Here is a 15,595-nt window from a genome sequence, read left to right on the forward strand (position 1 = left end):
TCGTCGCGGACGACGAAGCCGTCGCTGTCGACTCCGCGGGGTTCTTCGTTGGGCACGAGGAGCCGGCCGGCTCGTCGCGGACGACGAAGCCGTCGCTGTCGACTCCGCGGGGTTCTTCGTTGGGCACGAGGAGCCGGCCGGCTTTGGAGGAGATGACGTACTGGTGGCGGGGGCGGCCTTGCAGGGCGGCGCCCAGGCGGCGTTCGGAGAGGCCGAGGCCGTAGTGGGGTGCGGTGTCGAAGTACCGGATTCCGGCGTCCCAGGCCGCGTCGACGGCGGCTGCCGCGTCGGCGGGCGGGGTGACGCGGTAGAGGTTGCCGATCACGGACGCCCCGAAGCCGAGCGTGGTGAGCGCGACGGGCGTGTGGTGGATCTTCCGCTGGTGCAAGGCGTGCTCCTACGTGCTCCTGGAGGGCGGGCGAGCGGGGTGCCCGTCAGCGTCTGACGTGGGCCGACCCGCCCGCGATGAGGGCCTCGACCTCGGCGAGCGAGGCCATGGAGACATCGCCGGGCGTGGTCACAGGAGTTGCGCCCCGGCTCATACGGAGGCCAGGTCGGTGGTCGCGTCGGTGGTCATCGGCCGAGCCGTCCGCCGTCGACGGGCAGGACGACGCCGTTGACGTGGGCGGCCGCGTCGGAGGCGAGGAAGACCGTGGCCCCGGCGCGGTCGTCGGCCTCGCCCCGGCGTGCGGCCGCGGGTGACTCCCGCGTGCCTTCGGTGGAGGTGGAGGAGACGGGTCAGGTGCGCGGGGTACGAGCGCTCGTCCCCAGTTCTGCGGCCTTGCGGGGAAGGCGGTAGAAGGCGGTCGCGGTGCCGGCCAGGAGCGAGTCGATCTCGGTGTCGGCGCAGTCGGCGAGCAGTTCGTCCACGGTGGCGGCCCAGCGGTTCCAGCCGCCCGCGAGGTTCGCGACCGGCCAGTCGGAGCCGAACATCAGCCGGTCGGGGCCGAAGGCGGAGAGCAGGACGTCCCACACCGGGCGGATGTCGTCGACGGTCCACTTCTCGTGGTCCGCCTCGGTGATCAGCCCCGACACCTTGCAGACCACCTGCGGGTGTGCGGCCAGCAGGCGCAACCGGCTCTCCCAGTCGGCCAGTTCACCGTCGGCGATCGACGGCACATCGGCGCGTTGCAGCCACTCCGGATCCGTCTCGCCCTGCACGAGGTGGCGCAGTGAACGCAGATACGCACCGCCCGGCCCGGCGAGCAGTCTGTCGAGCACCTCGCCGATGGCCGGTGACGTCAGGTCGGCCCAGCCCACGACCGCCCCGATCAGCGGCTCTCGCTCCGCGAGTGCGAGGAGGTCCTCGGTCTCGGGCACGTCCGGGATGCACTGTACGGCCACCGTCCCGTGCAGACGGCGGCCCGCGATCGGCTGGGTGGCGGTGGTACGCAGGTCGCCGAGGGTGAAGGTGCGGCGGATCGACGCCACGGAGGGGTCGTCGAGCCAGGGCTGCGGACGCTGGTCGAGGTCCCACAGGTGGTGGTGGGCGTCGATGAGCGGGGGAGCGGTGGGGAAGGTCATGACGGGTTCCAAGTCGCTTCGGTCCGGGGCGAGGTGTGTCACACGGTGGTGCCGCCGGGCGGTTCGAGGTGCCAGATCTCGGTGAGTTCCGTCCACTGACGGGAGCCGCCCCGGTCGGGGAGGGCCTCCTGGCAGGGATCGGTGAGCTGCCACCACTTCTGGGTCTCGGGGTCGGCTTCGAGGACGGCCATGTCGGCCTCGAAGTCGTCGCCGTGGTATTCGAAGTACGCGAACAGGGTGTCGCCGTGGAGGAAGATGCTGTAGTTGCGGACGTTCGCCCGGTGCAGGGCGGCTCGGACTCCGGGCCAGACCGCCGAATGGAGTTCGAGGTATTCCTCGCGGTGTTCGGGGCGGAGCCTGATGGTCTGGGCGATGCGCTTCATGCGGTGCTCTCCTCCGTGCGCGGGGAAGACTCGTAGGCCGGGGCGTCGAACGGGGTGCGGTAGCTGGGCGTGTTGGCGCGCAGGTCGAGCCGCAGGACTAGCCGGATGCGGGTGGAGGCAGGCAGTCGTACCGTCAGGAAGGCGCTGTCGCAGGACATCGCCGTCTCCGTGACCACCGGCTCGGTGTGCCCGTAGTCGTACATGTCGCCGATCCAAGTGTCGTCCTGGCAGGTGGTGTGGCGGACGGTGGTGATGGTGTGCTCGGCGAAGGCGCCGGCCTGGACGATCACCTTACGCGTGGCCTCGGGGGAGAGGTTGACGAGTTCGACGGTGGTCGCTTCGGGGTCGATGGAGGTGACCAGGGCGGCAACGTCCGGGGGCAGGCCGGCGCGGCGGGCCTCGGCGTCGTGGTAGCGCAACCGGGCCTGCTGGAGTCCGCCCTGGTAGAGCACCTGGGGTCCGCCCCAGGTGAGCTGGACGAGGGCTTCGGTGGCGACGGGGTTGCACTGCTGCCACACGTGGATGTCGGCCTCGGGCACGTCCAGGTCGCGGTAGCGCTCGATGCGGCGCAGGCGGTGGCGGACCTGGGCCTGGGCGGTGGCGAGGATCCGCTCGGGGTAGCCCGGGTCGTCGCCGGCGAGGAACGCGAACCACGCCTTCTCGTGCCCTGACTCCTCCTTGGCGCGGAAGGGCCGCACGGTGCGCCAGTCGATGCCGTCGGCCGCCCGCAGTCCCTCCAGCCGGGCGCGGTCGGCGTCGGCGGCGGTGTGGTGCCACAGGGCCACGGGGACGGGCGGGGTGGCCGGGTTGTAGTCGAACCAGCCCGAGTCGTTGTGACGGAAGGGGAGGTGGATCGTGGGGGTGTGCTTGTCGTCGCCGAGTTCGACGGCCCACTTGGACGGGAGACTCGAGTCCGCCTCGGTGTGGGGCATCACCTTTGCGTGGCCGATGAGGGTGTCGAGGGAGGTCGTGACCAGGGAGAGGTACTCGTCGTCCCCGGTGACCGTCGCCGCCGCGAGGGCTGCCACGCAGGCGGCGTGCCCCACGCTGTGCCAGCCGTGCGGCCAGGACCAGCCGTAGTGCCCGCCGTACCAGCGGCCCTCCAGCAGGCTGCCGACGACGCCGTCCGGGCCGACGTTGTCCGGGACGAGACCGCCGTTGGTCTCGGTGCGCTCCCGCCACGCGCCGACGTACTCGACGATCCAGTCGCGGTAGCGGTCCTCGCCCGACAGGATGAAGGCGTTGAGGACCAGCCCGGCCACGGCCAGGTTGACCGCGGTGTCGCCGACGCCCATCCGGTCCCGCATCTGCGCGCCAAGACGCGGGTCCGCCGAGAGAGGGAAGGGGCCGCCGTCCGCTGCCTCGGGGAGCCAGTCGAGCGGGTAGCCGTACGTCTGTGCTTCCTTCTCCAGCCAGGGGTAGACGTCGCCGTCGAACAGGCCCGTGCGGTCGGGGTCGCTGCCGTTGTGGGGGCGGGTGAGGAGGCGGTGCTCGGCGTCGTAGTTGCCGGCCGCCGGGTCGACGTACAACTCGGCGAAGCGCAGGGCGCGTTCGCTCCAGCGGTCGGGGGCGGCCATGCACAGGAAGTAGAGCAGGAGCAGGCTCTCGCCCTGGTGGAACCAGTCGTACCCGCGCTCGTACTCGCCCTGGAGCATGCCGAGTTCGGTCAGCTGCCTGGTCACGCCCTCCCAGTGCTTCTCGCTGGCGGGCAGCAGTTCGTCCGCGCCGCCGAGGAGGTACAACTGGGGCCAGTTGAAGAACACCTCGTAGAAGTCGTCCACACCGTCACGGGTGGTCAGTTCTCCGTTGTAGTTCAGACGGCCGTCCGGACCGGTGAAGTCGCGGGCGAAGCGGCGCCAGGCGTGGTCGAGGAGGTCGAACAGGGATCGCTGGGCCACGGCCCAGCCGGGTGGTTCGAGCAGCGGCACCGCCGCCTCGATCTCGGGTGCCGCGGCGTGGTGGGCGGGGCCGGTGTCCTCACCCGGGGTGCGGTCGGCAGAGTTGAAGGGCATGGAGCATCTCCGTTCGGGGCGGGCGGCGGACGGCGCACGCCGGGGACGACGGCCGGTGGACCAGGACGGGGCGCTAGTCCTTGGTGGCGCCGGCGAGCATCCCGCTGACCAGGAAGCGCTGGGCGAAGAGGAAGACGATCAGCACCGGCGTGATGGCCACCAGCGTCGCCAGAGCCAGCTGCGGGCGCTGGATCGCCAGGTCACCGACGGTCGGGTTGAACGACGGCACGCTGCTGAGCAGGGATCCGACCCCCACCTGGATCGGCATCTGGCTGCTCTCGGGGAGCATGACGTACGGCAGGAAGTAGTTGGTCCAGTTGGCGACGAAGCTGAAGAAGCCGACGAGCGCGATGACCGGGGTCGCCAGCGGCAGCGCGATGTGCCAGAAGACGCGGAACTCGGAGCAGCCGTCCATCCGTGCCGCCGCCAGCAGGTCCTTCGGCACAGCGGTGGTGAAGTAGATGTACGTCAGGTACACGCCGAACGGGTAGAACGAGTACGGCAGGATGATCGACCACATCGTGCCGATCAGGCGCACCGCGTTGAGCTCCAGGAACAGCGGCACCACCAGGGTGGCGTTCGGCATGAGCATCACCACCAGCGTCGCGACCAGCAGGCTGTGCCGGCCGCGGAACTCGGTCATGGCCAGGGCGTATCCCGCGGGAACGGCGATACCGAGAGTGATGACCAGCGAGATCACCGAGTAGAGCGCCGAGTTGCCCAGCCACTGCATGACGGCGTTGTCCTGGAAGGCCGTGAGCGCGTCCCAGTTGGCCTTCAGCGCGTGGAACGAGCCGAAGGACAGCGGGTTGTCGTGGATCAATTGCTGGTCGGTCTTGGTCGCCGCGAGGACGAGCCACAGCACCGGCAGCACGAAGAACACGACGAACACGGTCAGGACGGACCCGGTCAGCAGCTGTGATGCCACGCGCCGCTGGGGACGCGGGCGCCGCCGCTCCGGAGCCCGGTGCTGCGTCAGACTCATGACGCCCGGTTCCCCTTCCGTATGCGGGGCGGCGGCGACCGGGGCGGCGAAGGACTTATTCGGCATCGAAGAACCCCGACCGTGCGACGAAGACCGCGGCGGCCGACACACTCACGACCAGAAGTTCCACCGAGACCGCGGCGGCGCCGTTGATGTTGTTCATCTGGAAGGCGAAGTCGTACGTCAGCTGGTTGAGCGAGTAGTCACGTCCGGCGACGCCCACACTGGCGAGGGACAGCAACTGCGGTTCCACGAACAACTGGGCGCCGCCCGCGAAGGCCAGGATCACCATGTACACGATCCACTTGCGCAGCATCGGGATCTGTATGTGCCAGGCGGTCTGCCAGGCGTTCGAGCCATCGATGCGCGCGGCTTCCATCACGTCCGTGGGGATGTTGTTGAGCGCGCCGTACATGACGACGATCCAGCCGCCCGCGCCGGTCCAGAACGCGATGACCGTGAACAGCAGCGGCAGGTTCCCGGGCGCGATCACCTCGCCGAAGGTGTCGAACCCCAGCGCGCCCAGCAGCGAACTGACCGGACTCACCGTCGGGTCGAGCATGAACAGCCAGACCAGCACACTCGCGGCGCCGGCGAGCGCTCCGGGGATGTAGTAGAGGAAGCGCAGCGCCTTGCCGACGGGACTCGCGCCCAGGCGGTGCAGCAGCAGAGCCAGGGCCACCACGAACACCACCAGGGACAGCAGCCAGAAGAGGAGGTAGACGGCGACATGGCTGACGGCGTCCAGGAAGCGGAAGTCCTGCGCCGCGGTCACGAAGTTGGCGAAGCCGGTGACCTTGCCGCCGGCGTCGGTGAAGGCGAAGTAGACGGCGTAGCCGGTGGGGAGCACGCCGAAGGCGACCAGCAGCACCACGTAGGCCGCGACGAACGCCATGCCGGCCCGGCTCTGCCGGGCGGTGCCGCGACGGCGCCGGGTGGCAGAGCCGGCCGGGGAGTGGGTGAGGGTCACTGCGAGACCTTGTATCCGTTGGACCTGGCGTACTTGACCACGGAGTCCTGCCAGGCCGGCAGCATCGACACGACGCTCTTGCCCTGCGTCAGAGCGGGCTTGACGGTGGCGGCCCAGATCGCCTCCTGGCTGAACTGTCCCGAGCCCCAGCCGGGCCAGACCTGGGAGGAGGCGGCCTTGAGCGCGCTCAGGTCACCGGCGAAGTAGCCGGCCGCGTCCTGCCCCTTCAGCCACGTCTCGGCCGCCGGAGCGTAAGCGGGGAAGCCCGGCGCCTTCTCACCCTGGTAGGCGTTGTCGGTGGTGACCCACTTCAGGAAGTCGGTGGCGGCCTTGATGTGGGCGGAGTGCTGGGACAGCAGCCAGGTGCCGCCGCCCACGTTGCCGGTGGACGGCGAAGCGTCGCCCTGCCACTGCGGGATGGGCGCCGCCGCGATCTGCTTGGCCGGTGTCTTGAAGGTGCCCTCGAACAGCGCGCCGCCGTACCAGGCGGGGCCGGGCATGAGCAGGACCTTGTCGGCCTGGTTCTTGCCGAAGTCGGTGCTGAAGACGCCGCTGATGGACATGGACTTGTTCGCGATCAGCACGTCCAGGAGCTTGGCCATCTTGGTGCAGGCCTCGCTGGTGGTGTTCACCGATACGGCCTTCGGGCCGGTGATGTGGTTGGCGCCGCACTTGCTCGCCCACAGGTAGATCTCGGGGGTGAAGGAGTCTCCCGCGTCGCCCACGAGATAGCCCGGGTGTTCCTTGGCCACCTTCTCCCCGAGCTTCTGGTAGTCCTCCCAGGTCGTCGGAACCTGGTAGCCGAACTTCTTCAGCAGCGGCGCGTTGTACCACAGCACCGCCTGGGAGAGGTCGTTGCGCAGGCAGTAGAGGGTGCCGTCGACCGTGCAGACGTCGTTGGCGCCGCTCGCGAACTTCCCCAGGGTCGCGGCGGGGACCAGGCCCTTGTCGAGCGGAGCGGCGAAGCCCGCGTCGACAGCCCAGGAGGTCTCGTTGTTCTGGGAGCTGAACACGACGTCCGGCCAGCCCTTGTGGGTCCGGTTGAACAGCTGGACCTTGGTCTGGAGGTAGTTCGAGCCGTTGGCGTCGCCGTCGTAGGTGACGATGTCCATCTTCACGTCCGGGTGCTGCTTCTGGTAGAGCTTCGCGGCATCCACGCGGGTCGCGTCCACCCAGACCGTCAACGCCCCTTCCTTCTGCGGTACTTGAGCGAAGCCGTCCTTGGTCGTCGTACCCGTGGCGCCACCGCTGCCGCAGGCGGTCAGAGTCAGAGCGGCGGTGGCCGCGCAGCCGGCCAGCAACGCCAGACGCCTCCTGCTGAACGCTCTCTCCCGGCTCGACGAGGGCTGGTTGACGGTCATGTGCGACTCCACTGGTGTGAGAAGGCGCCCCGAGCAGACGGGCAGGCGGCGCGAGGATGGGGCGACGACGGGCCGCCGTGGTCGGACGTCCGGTATCGCGGCCGGCCGTCTCGTTTGCCGCCGCGGAAGAAATTAGGCGTCTTATCGAGGGATCCGTCAAGGGTTCTCGCGCCTACTTCCTCGCCATCCATGACCGATTTCCCGTATTCGCGCAGAGGAAAGTCCTTTATATCCCTTATTGCACCTAAAGCGACTGCGGCTCTGTGGTGTGAATCCTTGCGTGATGAGTACGACTCATTATGGAGTTGGAGTACGGTGGACATAGCTCCACAGCGATCAACCGCCCTCGCAGCAGTCATCCCTAAGGCAGGACAGATGAACGACACGCCCGCGACCGAAGCCGCCTTGTCGGCGCAGGCCTCTCCCGCCGCTGCGGCGGCGGTGAACGGCTCGGACGAGCGGCGTGACTATCGCCCCGGCTACGAAGTCGTGGCGGAGCGGATCCTCGAGTTCATCGCCGAGGCCCGTCTGGTGGCAGGTGACCGGCTGCCCACGGAGATCGATCTTGCGCAGAGGCTGAACACCAGCAGGGCGGTGGTGCGGGAGGCCGTGAAGATCCTGTCGGCGCTCGGCCGGGTCCGGGCGCACAAGGGGCGCGGTCTGTTCGTCGCGGACGACGAGGGGATGCTCACCACCAGCCGCTGGGGTGGCTTCTTCCGCCCCGTCGACCTCGATCACGTCCTCATGCTGTTCGAGTTCCGCAGGGTTCAGGAGATGGCCGCCAGCAGTCTGGCCGCCACCCGGGCCACCCCGGCCGAGCTGCGGACCATCGAGGTCGCCATGCAGAAGTGCGGGCACGGGTTCGTCCACGGTCAGGTCGAGGAGTTCAACCAGGCGGACGAGGACTTCCACATGGGCGTCGCCGTCGCCTCGCACAACACCTTCCTCGTCAGCGCCGTGCGTGATGCGCGACGCCTCCAGCGGCAGTCCAGCGCGATCGGGATCCACGACACGCTGGGAGAGGGCACGGCGGCCGCGGTTCAGGAGCACGAGGCGATCTACCGGGCCATTCGCGACGGCCGGCCCGACGAGGCGGCCCAGGCCACGGCGGTGCATCTGGACAGGACGCTGGAGGACTACCGGCGGGAGATCCAGCGGCGTCTGTTCGGATAGCGGACGGTCGGCGACGGGGGACCGGTGTCGACGGGGCCCGGGGGAGCCGGCGCGGGAGGTCTTGCCGCGACGTCGGTATGCCGTTCCCGTACGCCGGGTCAGGAAGAGTTCCCCGGGCACTTCCTGCGGCACTCCGACTTCGACGTCCAGCTCGCCCACAACGACGGCAGCACCCGGTTCGCCGCCGACGCCGCCTTCCGCAAGGTCGCCGTCAGCGACGCCGCCTTCCGTGTGCAGCCATGACCCACAAAGGCCCGGTTCGGCGGTGCGGCTGCCGGACCGCGCCCGGTGCAAGCAGCCGGGTTTAAGGGGGGAGAGCGACGCAAAGTAGGGGGTGTGTGCGCTGGCGGAGCTGCGGTGTTGCGCCGTCCAATAGGCAGGTACGGTCTGCCCCCTGCTGAAACTGCTCGGGGGTCAGGGTAGGTCGGAGAGGGACGCGGAGTTCGGTCGTACCGCTCGCCCGGCCGGCGGAACAGCCTCCGCCACGACCCGTGAAACCAGAACCGAAGGGACGCACCCGAGCATGGCGACGAACTCCGACAACTGGATCAGGAGCTACCACCCCGCCCCGGACGCTCCGACCCGTCTGGTCTGCTTTCCGCACGCCGGTGGCTCCGCGACGTTCTACCACCCCGTCTCGCGTGCGCTGTCGCCCGAGATCGACGTGGTGGCGGTGCAGTACCCGGGACGCCAGGATCGCCGTACGGAACCCCTCGTGAGCAGCATCGAGGAACTGGCGGACCTCATCGTGGTGGAGCTCGAGCCCTGGGCCGACCGGCCGTTGACGTTCTTCGGGCACAGTATGGGCGCGTCGTTGGCCTATGAGGTGGCGCTGCGGCTGGAGGCCCGGGGAACGACATTGCTCGGTCTCTTCGCTTCCGGGCGCCGGGCGCCCTCCCGGTGGCGGGACGAGCGTGTGCACCAGGCCGACGAGGAAGAGCTGCTCGCGGAACTCCGAAACCTCAGCGGCACGGATCCGGCCGTCCTGGGGGACGAGGAGATCGTGCGGATGATTCTCCCCGCGGTGCGCAGCGACTATCGCGCCGCGGAGACGTATCGCCCGCAGCCGGGGCGGGTGAGCTGCCCCGTGGTCGTCATGTTCGGGAACGACGATCCGAAGGTGACCGAGGAGGAAGCCCGCTCCTGGGCCGAGCACACGACGAAGGAAGCCGTCTTTCACCTTTATGAGGGCGGGCACTTCTACCTCAATTCCCACGCACAGCGGGTTATTCAGGAGATCCGGCAGTTCGTCGCGGAACGAGGGTCCGTGGCAGCGAAGTGAGGCGCGGCAACTCGTCGGCCGTGACCGTGACTTGGCTGTTGAACACGCCGGGAACGGGACGAGCGCCGATGGCCTGCGTTCGCGTTTCGACGACGACTTGCGGCGGGTCGAGGGTCGCGTCATTCGACACTTTTCGCGGCGGAGCGGTCACCATTGGGGATCTGTGCATGCACATGCCACACATGCGACGGTCGCGGCACGCTTCCTCGGTCACCCGTCGTGAGCGTCCGCAAAGCTGAGGGCTGGTCCGGAGGGCGGTCGCCCGTCCCGGCGCGGTGGGTGGTGGCCTGTCGCGCGCGGGTGGGGCGGGTAGGGGGTCGGCGGACTCCGCATGCGTCCAGCGGGTCTGCCCAAGGCCCGTTCTCGCCCCACCCCCTCCCGCCGTGGCAGTCGCCGCACCTCGGACCAGTCGGTTCACCCGGTCCGCCGCCCCGGCTCCCGGTCGTCCGCATTGCCGCGGCAATCCGCCGAATGTGTGCACAGGTGAATCCAGCAGATCGCCCGGGGTAGGAGGAAAGCTGCCTTATGCTGCGAATATCCGGATGGCGTGATCTAGGTCCTCGGTTTTGACGCAGGCTGACCGTCGAAAGTGAACCTGGGTGACAGTGCACCGGACCGTCGGTGCCATCCGCTGTGGCGGTGGGGGCAAGTTTCCTTGCCCCAAAGTTTTATCCCCCGGTTCCCTTCGGAGCAGGCGCCGTCCGAGCGTCGCTGTCCGAAAAGGCTCCTGTCTGAAATGCGACGCCGCGGAAAGGGTTGTTGAACGAGTTAGCGTGGCACCTGGAACTGTGTGAACGGCTTTCAGGGAAGAAGCATGAACTCCTTATGTGATGTCCGCTCCGGCGGGGCGGAATGGCGGCAGTCCACACGTGACGCAGGGGGAGACCCGACCCGGGAGCTGTCGTCGGACGGCTCTTCGGCTCTGGTCCGCACATGGCACCGGGAACGGTGCTGATGGATCGAGAGAAGCAACTCGCTCGCGTCCGAGCCTGGTTGGCCTCCCCGCAGCCGACGGTGGGACACGTGATCCTGCTCGAGGGCACCGTGGGTGCGGGCAAGACGGAGTTCCTGCGTGAGGTGGCCCAGTGCGCCCTGGCCGGCGAGGCCATCGTTCTGACCGCCGTCTGCTCCTCCGAGGAGCGGGATCTGCCCTTCGGGGCGCTCAGCCAGCTGTTCGACAGTCCCGCGCTCCCCGCGGAACTGCGCAGACGCATCTCCCCGGTACTGCGCGGGCTCATGGGGTCGACCCGGGCCGAGAGCATGCACAAGGCCGTGGAGCTCAACAGGGCCGAGATCCTGTACGACCTCTTCCTGCCCGTCACGGAACTCGCCGCCACGACACCGGTCGTCGTGTGCGTGGATGACATCGACCACATGGACGTGCCGTCACAGCAGTCCCTGCTGTACCTGGTCCGCCGGCTGAGCTCGGCACCGCTGCTGATGGTGTTCACCGAACTGGCCGAGTCGAGCGGGACCCACTCCCCGTTCCATGCCGAACTCCTGCGTCATGCCTCCGTCGTGCCCGTCCGGCTCGTACCGCTCTCCCCACAGGCCGTGCGCACCCTGGTCGATCGGCGTCTCGGCGCGGGAGCGGCCCGGGAGCTGAGTGACGCCTTCATCGCCTACAGCGGTGGCAACCCGCGGCTGCTCGACGCCCTGATCCACGACGAGCAGCTTGCCGGGGAACCCCGGCAACAGGGATACGGACGCGCGCTGTTGAACTGCCTGCACCGCAGTCAGCCCGACACACTGCGCGTGGCCCGCGCCATGGCGGTCTACGGCGACGAGGCCTCGTCCGACGAGCTCGGAGCGCTGCTCGACGCGGACACGGGCACCGTCGAGCGGGCGCTGCGCACCATGACCGAGGCCGGGCTGCTGAGGGAGGGCCGGTTCCGGCACGTGCTGGCCGCGCGCACGGTGCTGGACGACGTGCCCGCTGCGGACCGCGTGCAACTGCATCACCGGGCCGCGCGACTGCTCTACAGCCAGGGTGCCGCGGTGGCCGACACCGCCCATCACCTGGCCGAGGCCGGCCAGGTCCCGGAGCCCTGGGCGCTGCGCGTGCTGCTGGAGGCGTCTTCGGAGGCGCTGCTGCACGGTGCGGTGCAACGTGCCCTGCGGTACCTGAACTCGGCCCAGGGGGCATGCACGAACGAGCGGGACCGCTGGGCGATCCGGGCCAGGCTTGCTCAGGCCGAATGGCAGCTCAACCCCTCGGCGTCGCTGCGGCACCTGATCGCGCTCACCGAGGCGGTCCGCAGCGACCAGTTGGACCCCCACGAGACGATGCTGCTCGTGCGACAGCTGCTGTGGCTGCACCGTACGCAGGAGGCCGCCGAGATCCTTTCCCTGCTGCGCAAGCGGGCGGCGCGTCTGCCGTCCGCGGGAATCGCGCCCCCGCCCGACACGCCGATGCAGCCGGCCGAGCTCCACGACCTCGAGGTGTGGCTGGCCTGTACCTATCCGCCGCTCGCGGGACGGGTGCAGAGCGGGCCCGTGACCACCGGCCCCGAGGGCGCGCCCGCCACCCGGGGCCGGGCCTTCTGGCTGCAGTCGATCGGCGCGCTCTCCGGTGGTCTCGTCCGCAGGCGCAGCGCGGAGATGCAGGAGTGGGCCTCGCACGTCCTCGGGCAGCTCGACCTCAACCACACCGCCCCCTGGGCCGAGGAGGCGACCCTCCTCGCGTTGCTGTCGCTGGTCTACAGCGGCCGGCTGAGCGATGCGGCCAACCGCTGCCGGAGCCTGGACGAGCGTCGAAACGGGCGCCCCTACCCGATGTGGCAGGGCATCCTGGACGCCGCCGACGCGGAGATCCGGCTGCGAGGGGGCGATCTCAAGGGAGCGGTGGAACGCGGCCTGTCGGCCCTGGAGCATGTGTCCGTCCAGGGGTGGGGCACCGCCGTCGGGCTGCCGCTGGGGACCCTGATCCTGGCCCACACCCGCATGGGGGAGTTCGACGAGGCCACGGCGATCGTCTCTCGGGGCGTCCCCGACGAGATGTTCCAGAGCCGCTACGGACTGCACTACCTGTACGCACGTGGGCACTACTACCTGGCCATGAACCGCACGCGCGCGGCGCTCGGGGACTTCCTCTCCTGCGGTGAGCTCATGGGCAAGTGGGGCATGGACCTGCCCGGCATCGTGCCCTGGCGGACCAGCGCGGCCGAGGCATGGCTGCTGCAGGGCAACCGCGACCAGGCCAAGCGCCTGGTGAAGGACCAGCTGGCCCTTCCCGGTCCGGACGACACCGTGAGCCGGGCTCTCGCCCTGCGGCTGATGGCCGTGTTCAGTTCCGCGGGTCAGCGCCCGCGTCTGCTGAGCGAGGCCGCCGACACCCTGGAGGCGGAAGGCCGTGCCTACGAACTGGCGAGGACGCTGTCCGACCTGGGCCGGGCCTACCACGCGCTGGGCAAGCACCGCCGGACGCGGGTGATCATCCGCCGGGCCTGGAGAGTGGCACATCTCTGTCATGCGGAACCCCTGTGCAAGGAGCTGCTGCCGGACGCGAGCGGTGAGACGGCCCCGGCGGAGGGAAGGGAGAAGACCACGGCCGTCGCCTCGCTGACCAACTCCGAGCGCAGGATCGCCTCGATGGCGGTCATGGGGTACACCAACCGGGAGATCGCGGAGAAGCTGTTCGTCACACCCAGTACGGTCGAGCAGCACCTGACCCGGGTCTACCGCAAACTGGCCGTCAAGAACCGCCAGAGTCTGCCGGGTTATCTGCGTGGCGAACCCGGCTGACCCGCCTTGGCCCACGGCGCCGCGCCCCGCACCGGCCGAGGACTGCGGATCCCGCACTACCCGGTCCGTTCCGACCACCTCGACTCGGCCCGTTCCACGATGCGGTGCGCGGCGCGCAGCCCTTGCGCGGTGGCCCGTACCGCGTTGAGCGACCGGGCGTCGGCGGCGCCGCCGGCGGTCTCGAAGGGGATCTCGGCGCGGCGGAGCACGGCGGCCACCTCGCGCCGGCTTTCCTGGCCGGTGGCGAGGACGACATGGTCGGCGGCGACCAACCGCCGTTCGCCGCCGGTCTCGACGACGACCACGCCGTCACGGGTGATCTCCTGGTACGTGACGCCGGTGAGCAGGCGTACTCCGCGAGAGCGCAGCTCCTCCATGACCACCCACCGGGTGGACGGGCCGATCCCGGCGCCGATCCTGCCGCCGCGCCGCATCACGGTGAGCTGACGGGAGCCGTCGGCCGGGGCAGCGGCGGCGCGTGACTCCGGGACGGCTGCCGGCGGCGCCGTCATGGCGAGGGAGGCGAGGAACTCCTCAGGGGTCGGGGCGGGGGAGGAACCGCCGGTGAGGAGGTGCGCCAGGTCGACCGCGATTCCGCCGCCGCCGATGACGGCGACACGCGGGCCGAGGGCGCCGGGGTCGGCGAACGCCCGGGCGTAGTCGAGGACATGCGGCAGGTCGATGCCGGGAAGGTCCGGCCGGTGAGGCCGGACCCCGGTGGCCAGGACCACTCCGTCCATGGTGCGCAGGACGGGCACGTCCCGCGCACCGACGCGGTGCCCCAGGTGCACGGGCACGTCCAGTCGGCCGAGTTCCTGTTCCCGCTGTCGTACGGTCGCGGCGAAGTCCGCCTTGCCCGGCACCCGGGCGGCCAGCCGGAACTGGCCGCCGGGCTCGTCGGCCGCCTCGTACACCTCGACCCTGTGCCCGAGTCTCGCCAGGGTGCGGGCCGCCTCCAGGCCCGCGAGACCCGCGCCGATCACGGCGTATCTGCCCCGGCGCGCGGGATACGGCCGGGCCGGGAACTCACGCTCGTGGCCCGCCCGCGGATTGACCAGGCAGGACACCCGCTCGGTGCCGAACGAGCGGTCGATGCACGCCTCGTTGCAGGCGATGCAGACGTCCACCGATGTGCTCGCCCCGGTACGGGACTTGTCGACGATGGCCGGGTCCGCGAGGAACGGGCGGGCCATGGCCACCAGGTCGACGTCACCCCCGGCAAGCACCTGTTCGGCCTGCGCGAGCCGGTTGAAGCGGTTGGAGGCGATGACGGGCACCGTGCCGTGACCCGCCGCCCGCAGCGCCCGCTTGACCCGCTGGGCGTACACGGCCCAGGTGCCCGCCGGCACCTGGGCCTGCACGGTCGGCACCGGGGACTCGTGCCAGCCGACGCCCACCGCGAGCGCGTCGGCGCCGGCTCCCGCGAGTTCCACGGCGAGCGCGGCCGTCTCCTCCCACGGGGTGCCGTCCTCGACGAGGTCGGCGCCCGACATCCGGAAGAGCACCGGGAAGCCCGGCCCCACCGCGGCTCGTACGGCCCGCAGCACCTCGACGGGGAAGCGCCCGCGCCGCCCGGCGTCACCGCCCCAGGCGTCGTCGCGCCGATTGGTGAGGGGCGCGGTGAACTGATTGATCAGATAGCCCTCGGAACCCATCACCTCGACGGCGTCGAAGCCCAGCTCGTACGCCCTTTCCGCCCCGCGGGCGAAGGCGGCGACGGTCTCGGTGATCTGTTCCTCCGTCATCGCCCGTGGAACGGTGCGGGAGAACCGGCTGTACACGGCGGACGGCGCGAGGGGCGCGGCGCCGTCCGTCCCCGGGGCGCCGGGAAGCGCGTACCGCCCCGCGTGGAAGAGCTGAAGGGCGATGAGACCCCCGGCGTCGTGCACCGCACGGGCGGCCAGGCGCAGCGCCGACCGGTGCTTCTCGTCGTCGAGCACGCCGTAACCGGGGCCGCCGGAACCCGCCGGGTTCACCGCGGAGCCGCCGGTGACGATCAGGCCGGCGCCGCCCCGCACACGTTCCGTGTAGAACGCGGCCAGGGCGGCGCCGCCGTCGTCCAGGGCCTCCAGGTTCAGGTGCATGGCGCCCATGACGATGCGGTGCGGCACCGTCAGGCCGCCGATCGTGCAGGGCCTGAAGACCTGGTCCAGCATCTGCC

At 70.1% G+C, this 15,595-nt stretch carries 12 protein-coding genes and 1 pseudogene; 4 read left to right on the forward strand and 9 right to left on the reverse strand.

Annotated features, from left to right (window positions below; genetic code table 11):
- The 8 genes and pseudogenes from BG482_RS35525 to BG482_RS35555 all read right to left on the reverse strand — a co-directional run.
- A partial coding sequence (locus tag BG482_RS35525) for an aldo/keto reductase (RefSeq protein ID WP_141746695.1) occupies positions 1–388 on the reverse strand: 388 nt, incomplete at its 3' end.
- Between the two features lie 185 nt (positions 389–573).
- A pseudogene (locus BG482_RS43060) lies at positions 574–720 on the reverse strand (SDR family oxidoreductase); the annotation flags it as partial.
- Positions 721–738: 18 nt separating this feature from the next.
- A complete protein-coding gene (locus BG482_RS35530; RefSeq protein WP_069773343.1) occupies positions 739–1,524 on the reverse strand; it encodes an amidohydrolase in 786 nt (261 codons plus the stop codon).
- 38 nt (positions 1,525–1,562) lie between these two features.
- The gene (locus BG482_RS35535) at positions 1,563–1,907 is read right to left on the reverse strand and encodes an L-rhamnose mutarotase (RefSeq protein ID WP_069773344.1); all 345 of its coding nucleotides are present in this window, start codon (positions 1,905–1,907) and stop codon (positions 1,563–1,565) included.
- The gene (locus BG482_RS35540) at positions 1,904–3,919 is read right to left on the reverse strand and encodes a hypothetical protein (protein WP_069773345.1); all 2,016 of its coding nucleotides are present in this window, start codon (positions 3,917–3,919) and stop codon (positions 1,904–1,906) included. Before BG482_RS35540 ends, BG482_RS35535 begins: the two co-directional genes overlap by 4 nt.
- A 73-nt stretch (positions 3,920–3,992) precedes the next feature.
- Entirely contained in the window at positions 3,993–4,847 is an 855-nt protein-coding gene (locus BG482_RS35545) for a carbohydrate ABC transporter permease (RefSeq protein WP_069773367.1), read from the reverse strand.
- 112 nt (positions 4,848–4,959) lie between these two features.
- Positions 4,960–5,874 (reverse strand): carbohydrate ABC transporter permease, encoded by a 915-nt coding sequence (locus BG482_RS35550; protein ID WP_069773346.1) that lies wholly within the window; start codon positions 5,872–5,874, stop codon positions 4,960–4,962.
- Positions 5,871–7,235 carry an ABC transporter substrate-binding protein gene (locus BG482_RS35555; RefSeq protein WP_069773347.1) on the reverse strand — a complete coding sequence of 455 codons (1,365 nt, stop codon included), beginning with the start codon at positions 7,233–7,235 and terminating at the stop codon, positions 5,871–5,873. Before BG482_RS35555 ends, BG482_RS35550 begins: the two co-directional genes overlap by 4 nt.
- Before the next feature lie 375 nt (positions 7,236–7,610).
- Here BG482_RS35555 and BG482_RS35560 point away from each other — a divergent pair, with 375 nt between their 5' ends.
- The 4 genes from BG482_RS35560 to BG482_RS35575 all read left to right on the forward strand — a co-directional run bounded on the left by BG482_RS35560 (position 7,611) and on the right by BG482_RS35575 (position 13,434).
- Positions 7,611–8,408: a FadR/GntR family transcriptional regulator gene (locus BG482_RS35560; protein ID WP_069773348.1), complete on the forward strand. Its 798-nt coding sequence runs from the start codon at positions 7,611–7,613 to the stop codon at positions 8,406–8,408.
- A gap of 24 nt (positions 8,409–8,432) precedes the next feature.
- Positions 8,433–8,651, forward strand: a complete 219-nt coding sequence (locus tag BG482_RS35565; RefSeq protein WP_069773349.1) for an AbfB domain-containing protein — start codon at positions 8,433–8,435, stop codon at positions 8,649–8,651.
- A gap of 280 nt (positions 8,652–8,931) precedes the next feature.
- Positions 8,932–9,690 (forward strand): thioesterase II family protein, encoded by a 759-nt coding sequence (locus BG482_RS35570; protein WP_069773350.1) that lies wholly within the window; start codon positions 8,932–8,934, stop codon positions 9,688–9,690.
- 954 nt (positions 9,691–10,644) lie between these two features.
- On the forward strand, positions 10,645–13,434 hold the full coding sequence (locus tag BG482_RS35575; protein WP_069773351.1) for a LuxR family transcriptional regulator: 2,790 nt from the start codon (positions 10,645–10,647) through the stop codon (positions 13,432–13,434).
- A gap of 56 nt (positions 13,435–13,490) precedes the next feature.
- Here the strand turns inward: BG482_RS35575 and BG482_RS35580 are convergent, their stop codons facing one another.
- Complete coding sequence (locus BG482_RS35580) at positions 13,491–15,590, reverse strand: NADPH-dependent 2,4-dienoyl-CoA reductase (protein WP_069773352.1); 2,100 nt, start codon at positions 15,588–15,590, stop codon at positions 13,491–13,493.
- Between the last annotated feature and the right edge of the window lie 5 nt (positions 15,591–15,595).

The organism is Streptomyces sp. LUP30 (assembly GCF_001746365.1).
Classification (GTDB): domain Bacteria; phylum Actinomycetota; class Actinomycetes; order Streptomycetales; family Streptomycetaceae; genus Streptomyces.

Bases quoted from the DNA above. Each gene is read 5' to 3' on its own strand.
- BG482_RS35530 (WP_069773343.1), bottom strand. From the start codon at position 1,524: ATGACCTTCCCCACCGCTCCCCCGCTCATCGACGCCCACCACCACCTG.
- BG482_RS35535 (WP_069773344.1), bottom strand. From the start codon at position 1,907: ATGAAGCGCATCGCCCAGACCATCAGGCTCCGCCCCGAACACCGCGAG.
- BG482_RS35540 (WP_069773345.1), bottom strand. From the start codon at position 3,919: ATGCCCTTCAACTCTGCCGACCGCACCCCGGGTGAGGACACCGGCCCC.
- BG482_RS35555 (WP_069773347.1), bottom strand. From the start codon at position 7,235: ATGACCGTCAACCAGCCCTCGTCGAGCCGGGAGAGAGCGTTCAGCAGG.
- BG482_RS35560 (WP_069773348.1), top strand. From the start codon at position 7,611: ATGAACGACACGCCCGCGACCGAAGCCGCCTTGTCGGCGCAGGCCTCT.
- BG482_RS35570 (WP_069773350.1), top strand. From the start codon at position 8,932: ATGGCGACGAACTCCGACAACTGGATCAGGAGCTACCACCCCGCCCCG.
- BG482_RS35575 (WP_069773351.1), top strand. From the start codon at position 10,645: ATGGATCGAGAGAAGCAACTCGCTCGCGTCCGAGCCTGGTTGGCCTCC.
- BG482_RS35580 (WP_069773352.1), bottom strand. From the start codon at position 15,590: ATGCTGGACCAGGTCTTCAGGCCCTGCACGATCGGCGGCCTGACGGTG.